General features: G+C 49.3%; 12 protein-coding genes. 10 read left to right on the top strand and 2 right to left on the bottom strand.

The window, feature by feature from the left end:
• Positions 1 to 93 precede the first annotated feature (93 nt).
• Positions 94 to 1905 (top strand): sensor histidine kinase, encoded by a 1812-nt coding sequence (locus QZT18_RS05100; protein WP_294145200.1) that lies wholly within the window; start codon positions 94 to 96, stop codon positions 1903 to 1905.
• A gap of 28 nt (positions 1906 to 1933) precedes the next feature.
• On the opposite strand, the gene QZT18_RS05105 is transcribed toward QZT18_RS05100, so the two are convergent.
• Entirely contained in the window at positions 1934 to 2614 is a 681-nt protein-coding gene (locus QZT18_RS05105; protein WP_294145202.1) for a response regulator transcription factor, read from the bottom strand.
• 1006 nt (positions 2615 to 3620) lie between these two features.
• Here QZT18_RS05105 and QZT18_RS05110 point away from each other — a divergent pair.
• The 9 genes from QZT18_RS05110 (at position 3621) to QZT18_RS05150 (ending at position 15546) form a co-directional block, all read left to right on the top strand.
• Entirely contained in the window at positions 3621 to 5738 is a 2118-nt protein-coding gene (locus QZT18_RS05110; protein ID WP_294145204.1) for an ADP-ribosylglycohydrolase family protein, read from the top strand.
• Positions 5739 to 5774: 36 nt separating this feature from the next.
• The gene (locus tag QZT18_RS05115; protein WP_294145206.1) at positions 5775 to 6668 is read left to right on the top strand and encodes a ribokinase; all 894 of its coding nucleotides are present in this window, start codon (positions 5775 to 5777) and stop codon (positions 6666 to 6668) included.
• A 114-nt stretch (positions 6669 to 6782) separates the two neighbouring features.
• The gene (locus QZT18_RS05120; protein ID WP_294145208.1) at positions 6783 to 7823 is read left to right on the top strand and encodes a LacI family DNA-binding transcriptional regulator; all 1041 of its coding nucleotides are present in this window, start codon (positions 6783 to 6785) and stop codon (positions 7821 to 7823) included.
• Between the two features lie 696 nt (positions 7824 to 8519).
• Positions 8520 to 9449 carry a sugar ABC transporter permease gene (locus tag QZT18_RS05125; protein ID WP_294145210.1) on the top strand — a complete coding sequence of 310 codons (930 nt, stop codon included), beginning with the start codon at positions 8520 to 8522 and terminating at the stop codon, positions 9447 to 9449.
• A gap of 2 nt (positions 9450 to 9451) precedes the next feature.
• Positions 9452 to 10336: a carbohydrate ABC transporter permease gene (locus tag QZT18_RS05130; protein WP_294145212.1), complete on the top strand. Its 885-nt coding sequence runs from the start codon at positions 9452 to 9454 to the stop codon at positions 10334 to 10336.
• A gap of 95 nt (positions 10337 to 10431) precedes the next feature.
• Positions 10432 to 11979, top strand: a complete 1548-nt coding sequence (locus QZT18_RS05135; RefSeq protein ID WP_294145213.1) for an extracellular solute-binding protein — start codon at positions 10432 to 10434, stop codon at positions 11977 to 11979.
• Between the two features lie 88 nt (positions 11980 to 12067).
• Complete coding sequence (locus QZT18_RS05140; protein ID WP_294145216.1) at positions 12068 to 13057, top strand: ADP-ribosylglycohydrolase family protein; 990 nt, start codon at positions 12068 to 12070, stop codon at positions 13055 to 13057.
• A 355-nt stretch (positions 13058 to 13412) separates the two neighbouring features.
• Complete coding sequence (locus QZT18_RS05145; protein ID WP_294145218.1) at positions 13413 to 14264, top strand: DNA adenine methylase; 852 nt, start codon at positions 13413 to 13415, stop codon at positions 14262 to 14264.
• A complete protein-coding gene (locus QZT18_RS05150; protein WP_294145220.1) occupies positions 14248 to 15546 on the top strand; it encodes a type II restriction enzyme in 1299 nt (432 codons plus the stop codon). Before QZT18_RS05145 ends, QZT18_RS05150 begins: the two co-directional genes overlap by 17 nt.
• Positions 15547 to 15567: 21 nt before the next feature.
• Here QZT18_RS05150 and QZT18_RS05155 read toward each other — a convergent pair whose 3' ends face one another.
• A complete protein-coding gene (locus QZT18_RS05155) occupies positions 15568 to 16050 on the bottom strand; it encodes an S-ribosylhomocysteine lyase (protein ID WP_294145226.1) in 483 nt (160 codons plus the stop codon).
• Positions 16051 to 16356: the final 306 nt, after the last annotated feature.

A 16356-nucleotide genomic window follows, 5' to 3' on the forward strand; every position in this document is an offset into this window, starting at 1 on the left:
TAAAGAAGTTAAGAGTATGATAAAATCGAATGGACAAACCGGAAAAATATGAAATGAAAACACCCTAAAATAAAGAAAAAGGACTGGTCCGTGATGAAAATGAACCTGAAGAACAAGATTACATTGAATATCTGTATCATTGTTATTTTATCCCTCGTTGTCATGTGCACTTCTCTCTATGCAATGTCTGCTTCGATTCTGAGCGAGGATTCCAATACATTTACCGAGGTTCAGATTTTAAGGGCCCAGGAAAAAATAGAACTGCAGGTGGATAAGATACGCCTGGAAACACTGGCCCTGTCCAAAGATCAGCGCGTCAGGGATTTTTTCAAGGAGAAGCTTAAAACGGAGGAAATGAACCGCTATCTCACGGATGAGATGGAGGCCATGAATCAGGAGGCGGAAAGCTATTATTATAAAGATCTTTTCTGCGTGGCTCTGGACGGCGTCATCACCTCATCGACAATGCCCAACGCCATGTATGTGGATCTTTCGAGCAGAAAATATGTCCAGGAGAGCTTAAAACGCAGTACGACGGCGACAAGCGATATCCTGATTGCCCTGACCGACCAGGCCAGCATAGTTAATACGACACATCCCGTATTTGACGAGGACGGCCGGATGCTGGGGCTGTTCGGCATCGCCATCCGGGCGGAGAAGTTTGTCGGTTTCATCAAAAACTATGCCATTGGGGAAAACGGTTATTTCTCCATTGTCGATTCGAATGGGCTGGTGCTGTCCCACCGGGATCCGGCGCTGATTGGCCATCCGGCCGATGAGGTACTGCCGTTTTTCTCCGAAATGAACGGGGAGGAACCGGGAGAAATCTATAAGCATGTGGACCATGACTACGTGTGCTCCTACAAGAAAATGGATCAAAATGACTGGGTGCTGTATACGGTGATGCCGAGGCGGGAACTGGCTGCGAAATCACTGAAGCTTTTAAAGTCCGTTATCATATTCGGCACGATTATATCGGGATGCGCCATATTTGCCAGCATCTATTTTTCCAATAAAATTTCATCGCCGATCGACAGTATCACGGAATATATCAACAGTGCGGAGAGCGGGAATGATTTTCTGGGAAACTCGATCAGCGAGACGATAGAGAATGTGAATACGAATGTGTTTGCCAAGGAGGCCCATGCACTGATTCAGAAGTCCAGGACACTGACGGCGTCCCTGGAGATGAAATCCTATCTGACGGCGCGTTTCCTGTCCGCCCTGTCCCACGACATCAGAACGTCCCTGACCCTGATTAAGGGATATTCAAAGGGAATTCTCTCGGGCCTGGTGGAGGACGAGGAGACGAAGGAACGGTTTATCCAGGAAATATACAGGAGCGCCGACACGCTGGAACGGATTTCCTATGACGTGCTGGACAGCACCTACGAGGCGCAGAACAGCGAACAGATTAATAAGGAGACCGTCTACGCGGAAGAATTCTGCGAATCGCTCTACCAGACGGCCCAGGCTTATGTGGAGAATTCCGACCGGCTGTTTGAGGGGAGCCTTGAAAAGGTGAGCGGAAAACTGTTTATCAGCGATGTGAAAATTATCCGTGTATGGCAGAATATGCTGAGCAACGCGGTAAAGTATTCCGCGCCCTATTCAACGGTTACGGTCCGCATTGCACTTGAAAACGGGCAGTTCCTGTTCCAGATAACGGACCAGGGGATGGGAATCAGCGAGGAAGAGCGGGAGTATATCTTTGATATGTTCTATAAAGGGGATCCGTCACAGAAGGAGAGTTACGGACTGGGACTTTACGTATCCAAACGAATCCTGGAAGCACACGGTTCCAGACTCTGCTTTGAATCGGAGCCGGGAAAAGGAAGCACATTCTGGTTTACGCTCCCGGCCGCTGCGGATACAAAAGAAGACGCCTCTGAGACAGAGGCGTGATGGCGGGCGGGCTTCTGCACTTCCAGTATTACCGCAGTTCGGCTTCAAACATATAACCGACGCTGCGGATGGATTTGATGAATCCCTCCCCGCCGCCCAGCTTCAGGCGAAGACGTTTAATATAGGTATTGACGATGTTCTCGTCATACAGATCGCTTTCCCATACGTCGGCCAGAATCTGTTTTCTGCTGACCGCGGTGAAGGCGTGATCGACCAGGTAGACAAGCAGGCGGAATTCCGTGTTGGACATGCGGATCTCCTCGCTGCCCTTTGTTACCCGGTATGCGCTGCGGTATATCTTGTAATCTTCAAATTCGATTGGAGCCTCCATGGTGCGCGAGGCCTTAAAACGTTCCACCCGCCCGATATGGGCGCGCACCCTGGCCAGCAGTTCCACGGGATCGAACGGTTTCACAATATAATCATCGGCTCCGGCGCCCAGGGCCTGTACCTTGTCGAAGGAAGCGGCATTTGCGCTCAGCATGATAATCGGAACGTTGCTGAGCTGCCGGATGCGGCGGCACACTTCAACGCCGTCCATTCCGCGCATATTGATATCCAGAATAATGAGATCCACGGTTTCGTCAAACAGCGCCAGGGCGTCCTTTCCATTTTCCGCGCACAGGGTCAGAAAACTATACAGTCTCATATATTCTTCCAACATTTTTACGACTCGCTTGTCATCATCTACAATCAGGATTTTTTTCATTGGCGTGTGATTCCCTCTCAGAACATTATTTTCGTGATGCTATAATCTTATTATAGGAAGGATGGGAAGGGAAAGCAAGGGGAGGTTGAAAAATGAGGGGGCTTTTGCAGGGGGATGGACTGGGGAATATGGGTGGTGAGGTCTTCAGTCCCGGCGAGGATGGTTGCGGAGGGGGAATACGGGCTGAAAAAATTTCTACGGGGACTCGCTTGCGCTTGTGGAATGCGAAGCGGCTGCTAACCTCGTATAAGACCTCGGTAAGCACCGTCGGATTCCAAGGTCCCCTGCGGAATATTTTCACCCTCCTTCCCCCCCTGGGATGTGCGTCGACGGGACTGAAGACCGGGATGGGATCGGCCCCCGTCCGCCGGCCCTGCAGAGGCCGGCGGCCTCTTTTTCAAAGGGAGAGGACGGAAAAAGGAACGGGAAAGCAGCAGACGCACAAAGCGGGTTTAAGTTTTCTGATAAATGTAAAAGCAGCGACAATACCGTTTTTCTCAAAGAAAGAGGATCGTCAGCGGCCGAAGGCCGTGTACGGGATGGGGCTCGACGCGCTGGGCGTCTTCAGTCCCGGTCATAGTGTTCCGGCGGGGGAGGAGAGCGAAAACTTTCCGAAGGGGACCTTGGAATCCGCCGGTGCTTGCTGACACATTGAGCACTTAGCGAGGTCTCTTCGAGCTTAGTGCAAAAGCGTGCGGTGGCAGGTTTTACACGAAGCTAGCAGCCGCTGCGCATTCCACAAGCGGGAGCGAGTCCCCGTAGGAATTTTTTCGGCTCGGATTCCCCGCCCTGCCAACCCCCTTCGCCCGGGACTGAAGACTCACTTTCCCTGCCTCCCATCCAAATACCACTTCTTCCTGCCGCATCCTCATTTCTCCCATCCCCCAGAAGAAACATTTCTGCTTGCAATCCATTTACGGATCCAGTATAATTAGAGTAACCGGTTTCTCTAATAAAAGTTCGACTAATTATTACAGTGTGCAAGTGCGCAGGAGGGCATAAAAAAATGGTGAAAGATTATCTGGAAAAAGTGTATTCGGGATTTCTGGGAATGAATATTGGAATTCGTCTCGGAGCTCCGGTGGAGCCGACTATCTGGAGTTATGACAGAATACGGAAGACTTATGGAGAAATCACAGATTACGTGAAGGAATTTAAAAATTTTGCAGCCGACGACGATGCAAACGGACCCGTATTTTTTATCAGGGCTCTTTATGATGATGCGAAAGACAGGGAGCTTGTACCGCAGGATGTTGCCAGAGCCTGGCTCAATTATGCCAGAGAGGGCGTCGGCATGTTCTGGTGGGGCGGCTATGGAACAAGTACCGAGCATACCGCTTACCTGAACCTGAAGAACGGCATCGAAGCGCCCCAGTCGGGTTCTATCGAGCAGAACGGGCTGATTCTGGCGGAACAGATCGGAGGCCAGATTTTCATTGATACATGGGGACTTGTAAATCCCTGCAATCCGAAGAAGGCCGCGGATTACGGCGAGGCTGCGGCCAGCGTATCCCACGGCGGGGAAGGCGTGCTGGGAGCCAGATTTTTCTGCGCAGCCATCGCTAAGGCATTTGAGTCGGACGATATTTTTGATATAATGGAGACAGGGCTTGCCGAGATTCCCAAGGACAGCCTGTATCACCGGGTGGCCGATGCGGTTCTCGATTTCTACCGTGCCCATCCGGAGGAGGAATCATGGCGCGACTGCTACCAGATGCTGGTGCGTGACTGGGGATATGACAAATACCAGGGCGTATGCCACATTATTCCCAATGCCGGAGTCTGCTTTATGGCGATGGCATACGGCAAAGGACATTTTGACAGAACCGTTGAGATTGCGACAATGGCAGGCTGGGATACGGACTGCAATGCGGGCAATGTAGGCACGGTTCTCGGCGTGGCCTGCGGACTTAAGGGCATTCCGGACCGTTACAGGAAGCCGATTAACGACGGGATTGTGTGCTCCGGCATTTCGGGATATCTGAATATCCTCGACATCCCGACCTTCTCAAAGGAGCTGGCACTGCTTGGTTACCGTCTGGGAGGAGAAGAAGCTCCGGCAGAACTTGCGGAAAGCTTTAAGAACGGGGAAGTCCATTTTGACTTTGAACTGCCGGGCAGCACCCACAATATGCGCCTTTCGGATCCGTTCTTCTGCGCCCTGTCCCATTCACAGGATCAGGCATACAGCGGCAACGGCTCCCTTAAAATCCTGGTGGACCGCATGGTGCGCGGAGACCAGTGCAAGGTGTTCTACAAACCGTTTTATACAAGAAATGATTTCTCGGATGAGAGGTACAGCCCCGTATTCTCCCCAACCGCATACCCGGGACAGAAGGTAACGATGAAACTTTACCTGGATCAGTGGGAGGGCTGGGAAACACTCGGAATCGCCCCTTATGTACATACGGTTTATGGAAAAGAAAATCTGCTTCAGGGATATATCAAACTCATTCAGGAACAGTGGATCAGCGTTGAATTCACGATTCCCGATGTGGACGGCGACATTGTGGATGAGGTCGGAATTGTGATTGAGGGATATTCCCCTTCAAAGAAAAAGAGCCTTGGCCTTATTTATCTGGATGACTTTACAATTACCGGGCCGTCGGCTTACACAATTGATATTAAAAAACAGAAAAAAGAATTCGGCTGCGTCACACCGTTCTCCACCGATCATGGGGCATGGGACCTGTATGGCGGCACGCTTAACCTGATGCGTAACGAGGAGGCATTTGCCTATACCGGAAATTATTACAGTACGGATTACAGAGTTTCTGTGTCGGTTACGCCGCGTCACGGCGCATCCCACCTGATCACCGCGAGAGCGCAGGGGGCAAAACGTTTTTACGCCGCCGGTTTTGACGAGAAGGGAAAAGCCGTGTTACTTAAAAATGATTTCGGTTTCCAGACGCTGGCCGGGTGCGATTTCCCGTGGGAATATGACAGAGAATACAGAATGGAGATGGAATGCGTTAAAGGCCGCATTACATTTTCAATCGACGGTGTGAAGGTTCTGGAAACGGAGGATGCCGGTTTTGCAAACGGAATGTTTGGCTGCGGCTCCCTGAAAACGGGACGCACCTCCTATGCGGATTTTGCCTATGAGGATATACAGGCGGAATAGGTGCGCGGCAGTCAGGAGAAAGGTTTAGGTGTAAGGATGAAAATATTGAATTTTGGTTCCCTGAATATTGACAATGTCTATACCGTGGATCATTTCATACGTCCCGGTGAGACGATGAGTTCCCTTGGAATGGAGGTCTTCTGCGGCGGTAAGGGACTGAACCAGTCCATCGCCATGGCACGCGCAGGGGCGCAGGTCTGGCACGCGGGAGCCGTGGGCGGAAATGACGGCGGGAAACTGCTGGAACTTCTGGCCGAATCCGGAGTTAACACGGATTTTGTGCGTAAGACGGACGGCGTTTCGGGCCATACGATTATCCAGGTGGATAAGAACGGACAGAACTGCATCATCTTGTACGGCGGCGCAAACCAGGAAATCACGTCAGGCCAGATAGATGAAACGCTGTCTCATTTCGGGGAGGGAGATATCCTTCTGCTTCAAAACGAGATAAACGGACTTGCCGGGCTGATCGAAAAGGCATCGGAAAAGGGGATGAAGATTTACCTGAATCCTTCTCCTGCGACCAGGGAACTGCTGGAACTGCCGTTGGAGCTCGTGGACTGCTTTATCCTGAATGAGGTGGAGGGAGCCGATATCTGCGGACAGGAGGCTAAGGAAGAGGAGATTCCGCGTCTTCTGCGGGAGAAATATCCGCGGGCCGTGATTCTTCTGACGCTCGGCAGCAGGGGATGCATTTATTACGACGGTGAAAACCGCTATGAACAGCCGGCTTTCCGTGTCAATGCGGTTGATACGACGGCGGCCGGTGATACATTTACAGGGTATTTTATCGCCTCGGCAGTAAATGGAAGCACGGTGCCGGAAGCTCTTTTGAGGGCGACAAAAGCCGCGGCCATTACCGTCATGGGAAAAGGGGCTGCGCCTTCTATTCCCTGGGAAAAACAGGTAGAGGAAACGGAATTGCCTTAGAGTGTGACGCGTCTCTTGCAAAAAGGAAGTCTCACATACTCTGGACAGCCCTGAAAAGCCGTGAGGCGGAGCGCCTGCGGCTGCTTAAGTCTTAAATCAGGCGGGGGAATGTATATGGAAACAAAGACAAAATACAGCATTTCACAGATTGCGGAGATCTGTGGCGTATCCAAGGCGACCGTATCCAGGGTAATTAACAACAGCCCGTGCGGTGTCGGTGAGGCCACAAAAGAGAGGGTACGCAAAGTGATAGAAGAATTGAATTACAGGCCAAACGCCCTGGCAAGGGGAGTTGCGGTGTCCAGGTCCAGGATGATAGGGGTCGTAGTGCCGGATGTATCCAACTTTTTCTATCCGAAAATTATCAGGGGAATCAGCGATTACCTGGAGAAAAAGGATTATTCGGTCATTGTCTGCAACTCCGACTACAATCCGGAAAAAGAGGCGGGGCTTCTGATGTCACTTGTGGATAAGAGGGTGGACGGCGTGATCCTCTGTTCCGGTATTTCCAATAAGGCGTTTCTTGAACAGTACAGGAAGTACCAGGTGCCGTTAGTGCTCCTTGGACGTACCTTCGACAGCAGTGTCAGCGACGCCAGCATCACGGGTGACAACGTGAAAGGTTCCAGAAAGGCTGCCTCCTACCTCCTTCGCGGCGGAAACAGACGCATTGTTTATGTGGAAGGCAATACGGAGCTTTCCGGCTCCAAGCAGAGGCTGCAGGGGTATAAGGAAGCGCTCAGGGAACATGGAATTGAATTTGACAGAAAACTCACACTATCAGGGGAATATTCCATTGAATTCGGGCGCAGGGCGGCAGAAGAGCTGTTAGAAAAGAAGGTTGAATTTGACGCGATTATGACGGGCAGCGATTTGATCGCGATCGGTGTTGTCTCCGGTCTTCTCGATGCAGGGAAGAAGATACCGGAGGAGATAGAGGTCATGGGCTTTGATAATATCGAGCTGGCGGAAGTGTTCCGCCCGGCCCTTTCTACCGTTTCCAAGCCTCACTATGAGATGGCACAGCACCTGGCAAAACAGATGATACGGATTATTGAGGGAGAGGAAGTGGGACTCAGCCACATGGTGGTGGAGCCTACCCTGAAACTGCGCAAAACAACAAAGGCGCGGGATTATGATGAGGAATACGAATAAAGAGCTGCGGATAAAGAAATTCAAATAAAAAGGCGAGAATAAGACGTACGAACAAAGAGTTTTAGTAATGAAACTTAAATTGAAGATACAGGGAGCAGAATTTCCGGAAGGAAAGATTCGCTTCCTGTATCTTTTTTAATTCATAGGAAATTACGTCCTATGAATCAAAAACGCTCCGCGAGGATGCACATGCCGCGCAGAGGTAAATGGTTGCTGAAGCAACCGCGCGGCAGCGCAAGAGTTCCGCAAGCGAAATTCTTTATTCTATCATAGGATGCTTGCCATAGGATGCCTGTCATAGGATAACTGCCGGGAGGCGCAACAAATTCCGGACGGGTTTGAAACTTGTAAAAAAGAGTGTCCGATTACCAGGACGTTACATTAATATTGACGGACAAAAACAAGATAAAGGCGTTTTTGCAGTGGAAAATGAAGTAAGAGTTAACATAAATAACCAAATAATAGGAAAAATTAGGAAAACGGTTTATCTAAAATAAAGGGCATACAGAGTGGTAAAGAAAAGGTTTTTCCAGGAAAAATTCAATAAATAGTGCAATGTGCTATAAAACAGGGGTGGTAAATTTAATAAAATATACAATTGATATCAAAGATTAACTGTGCTATAATACCAATTAGAGAGAAACCGGTTACTTAAAATTACAGAAATGTACAGTGCGTAGAAAAGGGGGAGCCTGTATGCAGGCAAAGGTAGAAAAGAAATCAGTAAATAAAAATAAAACGCTGCAGAGAATGTGGAAAGACAGGGTACTTTACCTGATGCTGGCGCCCACGATTATCTACTTCCTGATTTTCAGGGTATGGCCCATTATTAACATGAGGCTGGCCTTCTGCAATTACAAGGCCAAGGGGCCGTGGGAATTTGCGGGGCTTAAGTATTTTAACATGATATTTAAATCGTCCACATTTATGGAGATTTTGAGAAACACGCTGATTATCAGCTTTATGAAGTACATATTGCTGTTCCCGTTTTTTGTTATTTTCGCATTGCTCTTAAATGAGATACGGTGCGGAAAGTTCCGGAAGTATGTCCAGGTTATTTCCTACATGCCGCATTTCCTTTCATGGGTAGTTATTGCAGGTATCTGGATTTCCATGCTGTCTGTTTCGGGCGGCGCCGTAAACCAGATTATGGGCTGGTTCGGAATCGATGCGGTGGACTTTATGACGAATAAGGGAACAATCCGGTGGGTTCTGTTCTTCTCGGAGGGATGGCGAAGTCTTGGATGGGATTCCATCGTGTATTTCACGGCAATCCTGGCTATCAGCCCCGACCTTTATGAGGCGGCCACCGTGGACGGCGCGAAGAGAACGGATATCATCCGTTACATTATCCTGCCGGCCCTTATTACACCGATGACTACAATGTTTATCCTGAATCTGGGCTTCTTCATGACAGCCGGATTCGACCAGGTATTTAACTTTACAAACCAGTCCGTCAACAGTGTGATTGATATTCTTGATACATACGTTTACCGTATCGGACTTGAAAGCGGCCAGTATTCCCTGGCGACGGCGGTAGCGCTGATCAAGGGTGTGGTCGGAGTTTTCCTGGTTCTGGTGACCCACCTTGTATCTAAAAAGGTGACTGGGAAAGGAGTGTGGTAAGAATGAAAAAGAAAAAATTCAGCATTTCACAGCTGCTTCTTACGATTCTTATGCTGTTCCTTACGCTGACCATGATTGTACCGCTTTTACATATTCTGGCCCGTTCGCTTTCCGACCCGCTTCAGTCGGCCGGAATGAGCAGCCTGGAAGTATTACCGAGAGGCTTTTCACTGATTAACTATCAGGTTCTGTTCAGCAATAAGACATTGGTACCGTCGATTTTTAACTCGGTTTTCATTACGGTAGTCGGAACATTTTTAAACATCGTGCTGACGGCCCTTGCGGCTTATGTGCTGACACGCCCTGGTTTGGTGGGGAAGAGAGTGCTGATGGTTTTCTTTATCATCATGATGCTCTTTGACCCGGGAATTGTTCCCGAGTACATGACGGTGAAGAAGATAGGCCTGATGGGCAGCCAGTGGTCCGTCATTCTCTGTATGGCGGTTAACGTATATTACCTTGTTATCATGATGCGGTATTTTGAAGATGTGCCGGTATCACTCTGCGAGGCGGCGAAAATCGACGGGGCGGGCCATCTGAGGATTCTGTTATCCGTAGTTCTGCCTTTGGCAAAACCGGGAATTGCAACATTGACCATGTTCTACGGCGTGACAAGATGGAATGAATATTTCCGCTCGGGAATTTACATTTCTTCTATCAAGAAGGTGCCGCTGCAGGTAATTCTCCGTAAATTTATTGTGGACAGCGATGTTACCACGATCATCGGCACACAGAACCTGCTGAATTACAACGACCTGGCAAAAATTGATTATACGGCGCTTCAATACGCGACAATCGTGATTGCCGTCGTGCCGATTCTGCTGATTTATCCGCTGGTACTTAAGTACTATACAAAGGGAATCATGTCGGGCGGCGTTAAGGAGTAAAGACAGAGGACGGCTCCAGCCGTCTGCACGCGGCATTCACAGGCAGCCGCACAAAAAGGGATGCAAAAAAATTATTATAAAATGGAGGAGAAAAAATGAAAAAAGCATTGGCACTGATTATGGCAGCAGCGCTTGCAGGAACCAGCCTCGCGGGGTGTGGCGGCAAAGCGGAAGAGAAAACCCCGGATACAAAACCGGCGGAAAGCGCAGCAGAGAACGGAGGGACCGCACAGGCGGAGGGAACATCGCAGTGGCCTGCTATCGGCACCGCGGATTCACCTGTGGCAGTAAAGATAATGATTAAAGACGTATTCCCGGATGAGGAAGATGTACAGCTCTTACGGGAAGCAATCAACGAGAAGATGGCAGCTCACGGCCAGTATGTGGATTTACAGTTTCTGGAGCCGCCGGCAGGAAGCTATGCAACGGCAGTGCCGATTGCAATGATGAACGGTGATGTGGAAGCAGATCTCATCTATTTCCAGGGTGGTGATTTAGCGCTGGCACAGCAGGGACTGTTTGAGGATCTGAATCCATATGTGGAAAAATCCACATTTGTGAAGAGCATTATGACAGAAGTAAACCAGGAACGTATGGCAAACTATCCGTACCTGATCTGGCTCGCTCCATCCAGAATCCAGATTCCGGCGATGAGAAAAGACTGGGCGGAACAGCTTGATTCTTATGACAAATTAATTGCGGATCCAACCGTGGATAATTACTATAATCTGTTTAAGGAAATGAAAGACAAAGGACTTGTGGAATATGCACTGACAGCGGACGGCGGCAGCGCGGACAGTACAATCCGTCTGGACAGTATGTTTAACCAGGCCTTTGGCGTTACCGGCACGATTGTAAAAGAAGACGGAAAATGGATTTTCAGCAAAGAGAGCCAGGCGGAAAAGAACAAACTGGACTTCTATGCAAAACTTTACAAAGACGGCCTTCTGGATCCGGAATATCTGACCGATACCTGGGATACGATGGAGCAGAAGTTCTATGAAGGTAAGACCGGTATTATCGCAGGTACGCTTTCATCCACACAGATTTATGACAATAAGATGCGCTCCGTAAACGGTGAAGAGTCTGAACTTGTTATTCTTCCTCCGGCAAAAGGCGTGGCACAGGGATACAGGGCAGAAGACGTTACAAAAGAAGAGCGCGGTTTTGCAATGAATATTGATTCCAAGAACAAAGACGCTGCCTGGGCGGTTCTGGAATTCATGGCAAGCCCCGAAGGAAGAATTTTAGACAAAGTTGGTATTGAAGGCAAACATTATACAATCGAAGACAACAAGATCGTATTTACCGACAGATGGCCTGAGTGGTGGGCACGCTTCTGGGATACAACCAACAACTTTGACCCGCAGGATCCGTCCCTTGCACAGCCGGTTCTTACAACGGCAGGGCAGAGCGCATTTGATAATCTGACGAAATATACGGTTAAGGATGTTAATATTCTGATTCCGGAAGAGATGACTCCTCAGTGGGATGCAATGACAGGATATTATAAAGAGTATTCGGCAGACATTATCAGAGGGGTAAAACCGATTGACGCCTTTGATGAGATGACGACAAAATGGGAAGAAGCAGGCGGAAATGAATTCGAAAGCCTTTTAGTTGAAAAGCTGGGCAATCCGTGATAGATGGGGAATCCCGTCATTTAAAACAGGTAACAACAATATCTATTGTAAAAAAATAAGCGGCAGAGGTAAAACAGGAGGATGACAAATGCTGACAAGAGAAGAGTTTAAGAAAAACCCGGAGCTGGTATTCGACAAGGCCTATGGTTCCTTATCGGGGCTGGCAATCGGAGATTCTTTCGGAGATGCTTCAAGAAAGCAGGAAAACCGTGAAAATTACGCCATTACAACCGATTTTAACAGCAAAGCATCATGGAGTACAGATGATACGGAGTTCGCACTGCTGACGGCAAAAACCCTGATTCGCTGCGGCGGAGAGCTGACATCGGAGGAAGTGGTTAAATCCTGGCTCGAGGATGTGGCAATACAGGATGAATTCAAGCGCGGCGGAGCCAGCGAGATTGAGGCAGCCAATAATTTAAGAAGAGGTTTCCGTCCTCCTCTGTCCGGTAAATATAATGCATTCCATATGAGTGACGGTTCGGCAATGCGCATCGGGCCGATTGGTATCGTATGCGCCGGTGACCCGGAGAAAGCTGCGGCAATGGCGAAAATTGAGTCGGAAGTCAGCCATTTCCGTGACGGCGTATGGGGAGCACAGGCGGTGGCCGCCGCAGTTTCCGTAGCCATGGTAGACGGAAGCATGGATGAGATTCTGGATGCTGCAATGAAAGTGATTCCGGAAGAATCCTGGCTTCACTATTCCATGAACCATGCATTTGAACTGGTGGATTCCGTGGACGGACATATTTTCGACGTATGGATGCAGCTTCACGACGACCTGCGCACCAGCACATGGGCCACGACGGCGGAAGCTATCCCTTCCGCATTTGCCTGCCTGAAAGCAGTTAACAAAGACTTCAGGACCGGTGTTGTGGTAGCCGGAAACTTCGGCAGGGATGCAGACACCATCGGAGCCGTAGCCGGAACAATCCTGGGAGCCAAGTACGGCGCCAAGGCAATGCCGTCCGCATGGATCGACAAGACCAGATTCCCAACAGGAACATGCCTGACATTTACTAAGGGAATTGATATCAGGGACTATGCTGAGAAGCTGTCTGAGATTATTATGAAGTAAGATGTAATAGAGTAGCTAAATAAGTGTGTGAAAAAAGCCAGCGCCTTATCCAATATCATCCCGGATAAGGCGCCGGCTTTTTGACGAAGCGGTTGGAGGATCATAAGATGTGTTACTGCTTATTCTGTGCAAAGAGCTGCGCTTCGTAATATGCAAAAACGGTAAAAAGCCATTTCGTGCCGCACAACTCAGGTTTTCACCAAAAACGTATGAAAACACTTTGCATAACACATCCTGGGCGTATATTAATAAAGCCATGAACCTGTATCATTTCCCCATCAAAAATCCTTTGCTTTCTCACCCGATAGCGGTTATAATAGAAAAAGAATTTTCAAACATACGTACGGAGGAATCTATGTCCACAACAGACCCAGCGGTAACCCCCATTCTGAAATGGGTAGGCGGCAAACGTCAGCTTCTTGAGACGATCGTGCCGCTGATACCGGAACACACAACATACTATGAGCCGTTTGTCGGCGGAGGGGCGGTGCTGTTTCACACACAGCCCGGCAGAGCGGTGATCAATGACTCGAATGCCGAACTGATTAATATATACGAAGTGATCAAAGCGCAGCCGGAGGAACTGATTGCCTGTCTGGAGCGTCATAAAGAGAAGAACAGCCAGGAATATTTTTATGAAGTGCGTTCATTAGACCGCGACAGGGAGAAGTATGAGACAATGCTTCCGGTGGAGCAGGCAGCCAGGATTATCTACCTGAATAAGACGTGCTACAACGGCCTTTTCCGGGTGAACCGCGCCGGAGAGTTTAATTCCCCCTGGGGAAGATATAAGAATCCCAATATCACGAATGAGGCGACGATACGGGCGATGAGCCGCTATCTGAACAAGGCGAAGGTGACGGTTCTTTGCGGGGACTACAGGGAGGCTTTAAAGGGAATCAGGAAGGGCTCTTTTGTGTATCTGGATCCACCCTATATGCCGCTCAGCACCTCGTCCTCTTTCACCGGATATACGGCGGCCGGTTTTGGGGCGGAGCAGCAGAAGGAGCTTAAAAAGCAGTGTGATTTGCTGAATAGGAAGGGAATCCATTTCCTGTTATCCAACTCCTGCTGTGATTTTATAGAAGATTTATATAAAGATTACACTGTGGAGCGCGTGGCGGCCAAGCGTACAATCAACGCAAAGGCGGACAAGCGCGGAGCCATCGATGAAGTGCTGGTGAGAAACTATGAGCTTGATAGATGATAAATGGAAGCTGCTCTTTGACCGATATGAGATAGAGAAAAAGGTGTCGGAGAGCGGCCCTTTTTGTATTACGGCCGATCAGATCCGGGAATATAAAGAACCCAGACTGATGACAAAATTTGATACAAGGGAGTCGCTGCCCTCTGTTTTCGGGAGCCGTCTCGGTATCCTGCCCGTGACAAGGGGAAGCTATGTCATAGGGGACTTTGATCTCTACGCCGATTTCCCCGAAGCAGGAGACGGAGTAAGCGGAAAACGTCCGGGTAAAGTGAAGAAAGCGGCGATCCCGGACTATTATGAGACGATTGACATCAACGATATCCGCTCGGAGGCGGGCGCGATCAACGTGATGGGAATTTCCGGAATACTGGATGATTTTCTGGGAGGGGCAGGCTTTAAACAGACCGTCTCCGGCCGCATGGCATCCGGTAACTTTTCATTTCAGGTAAATTCCGTAAAATCCGCGGCGAAAGCCGGAGGCTGGCAGCTTACAGTCAACAATTCCCAGGTGGAGATAGACGGAGGTTTTGAGGACAGGGATACCTTCGCCGTGATAGAGGGAAAGAATGTCGTGCACAGTAATTTTCTGGTCCGTCAGCTCTATTACCCCTACAGACTGTGGAGCGGGAAGCTGGCAAAACCGGTCAGGCCCGTCTTTATGGTCTATTCTAACAATATCTTCCGGCTGATGGAGTATGAGTTTACGGATCCGTTCTGCTATAACTCCATACGCCTGATCAGGGAGGGGCAATACAGCCTGGAGGATACCGATATTTCCGCCGCGGACTTAAGAGACGCATGGGAACGCACTGCGGTAAAACCGGAACCGCAGGTTACATTTATCCAGGCCGACAGTTTTGAGAAAGTAATCTCTTTGGTGGAGCATTTGAATGAAAGGCCCCTTACGCCGGCTGAGATAGCGGAAGTGTTCGGGTTCCGGGAACGCCAGTCGGATTATTACTTTAACGCCTGCAGGTATCTGGGGCTGGCAGTAAAGGAAAAGGACGAGGACAGGACGGTCAGGGTGACGATTACCCCTCAGGGGAAAAAACTTTTGAAACTGAATTATAAGGCCAGGCAGATCCGGTATGTAGAGCTGATCCTGGAACACGGTATTTTCCATGAGCTGTTTGAAACGGTTATGAGAAGGGGAGAAATCCCCGAGAAGAACTATATTGAAAAAAAGATATTGGAACAGAATCTTTGCAGCAGTAATGTGGCGGGACGCAGGGCCTCATCGGTGAGCGGCTGGCTGAAATGGATGGCCGGGCTGGTACAGTAGAATAAAAATATCCGGGAGCGGTTAAGCTTCCGGATATATTAATCTGCTGTCGTCAATGCCTTCCAGCACTTCTCTCAAAAATTTGTCCGCCAGGTATTTTGCCATTGGAAGATTCATATCGAGATAGTTTCCGCAGTCCTTTGCGCAGGCTCCCGGAACCTCTCCCTCAAAGTCGGCGATAAAGGTAAACATCCCGGTCATGAGCGGCACGATATTCGCAGAACTGAAGTCTCCGGCCAGCAGCAGGTAAAAACCGGTCCGGCAGCCCATCGGCCCAAAGTAAATGACGCGATCCCTGAATACCTCGTGATTTCTCAAATAGGTGGCTCCCAGATGTTCAATTGTATGAATCTCGGCGGTGTTCATGACTGGTTCATAGTTGGGGCGTGTCATTCTTATATCAAAAGTGGTAATCACACTGTCCCCGGCCTTGTCTTTCCTGGAAACATAGACTCCAGGCAGCAGCTTTAAATGATCGATGGTAAAGCTGGTTATTTTGTTCATGATCTGTTCCATGATAAAAACTCCTTTCGAAAAAAATTCCGGTGTTATGAAAAACGTCTCTACACTTTTAGCCAAAGCTTATCTGTAAAAACCCTCTACATTCTAACAGAATCGGATACGATGCGCAAGGCGGGGATTTAGTTGAGGTGTGAGGACGCCTCTGTTAGACGGCAGACGGGGGAGTGGGAGGGTTGATATGAGTCTTCAGTCCCGGTTTGTAAGGTGTGGTGAGGGGGAATCCAGGAGAAAAGATTCCTACGGGGACTCGCTTTCGCTTGTGGAGCGCACAGCGGATGCTAAGACGTC

Source organism: uncultured Clostridium sp. (assembly GCF_900547735.1).
Taxonomy (GTDB): Bacteria; Bacillota; Clostridia; order Lachnospirales; family Lachnospiraceae; genus Otoolea.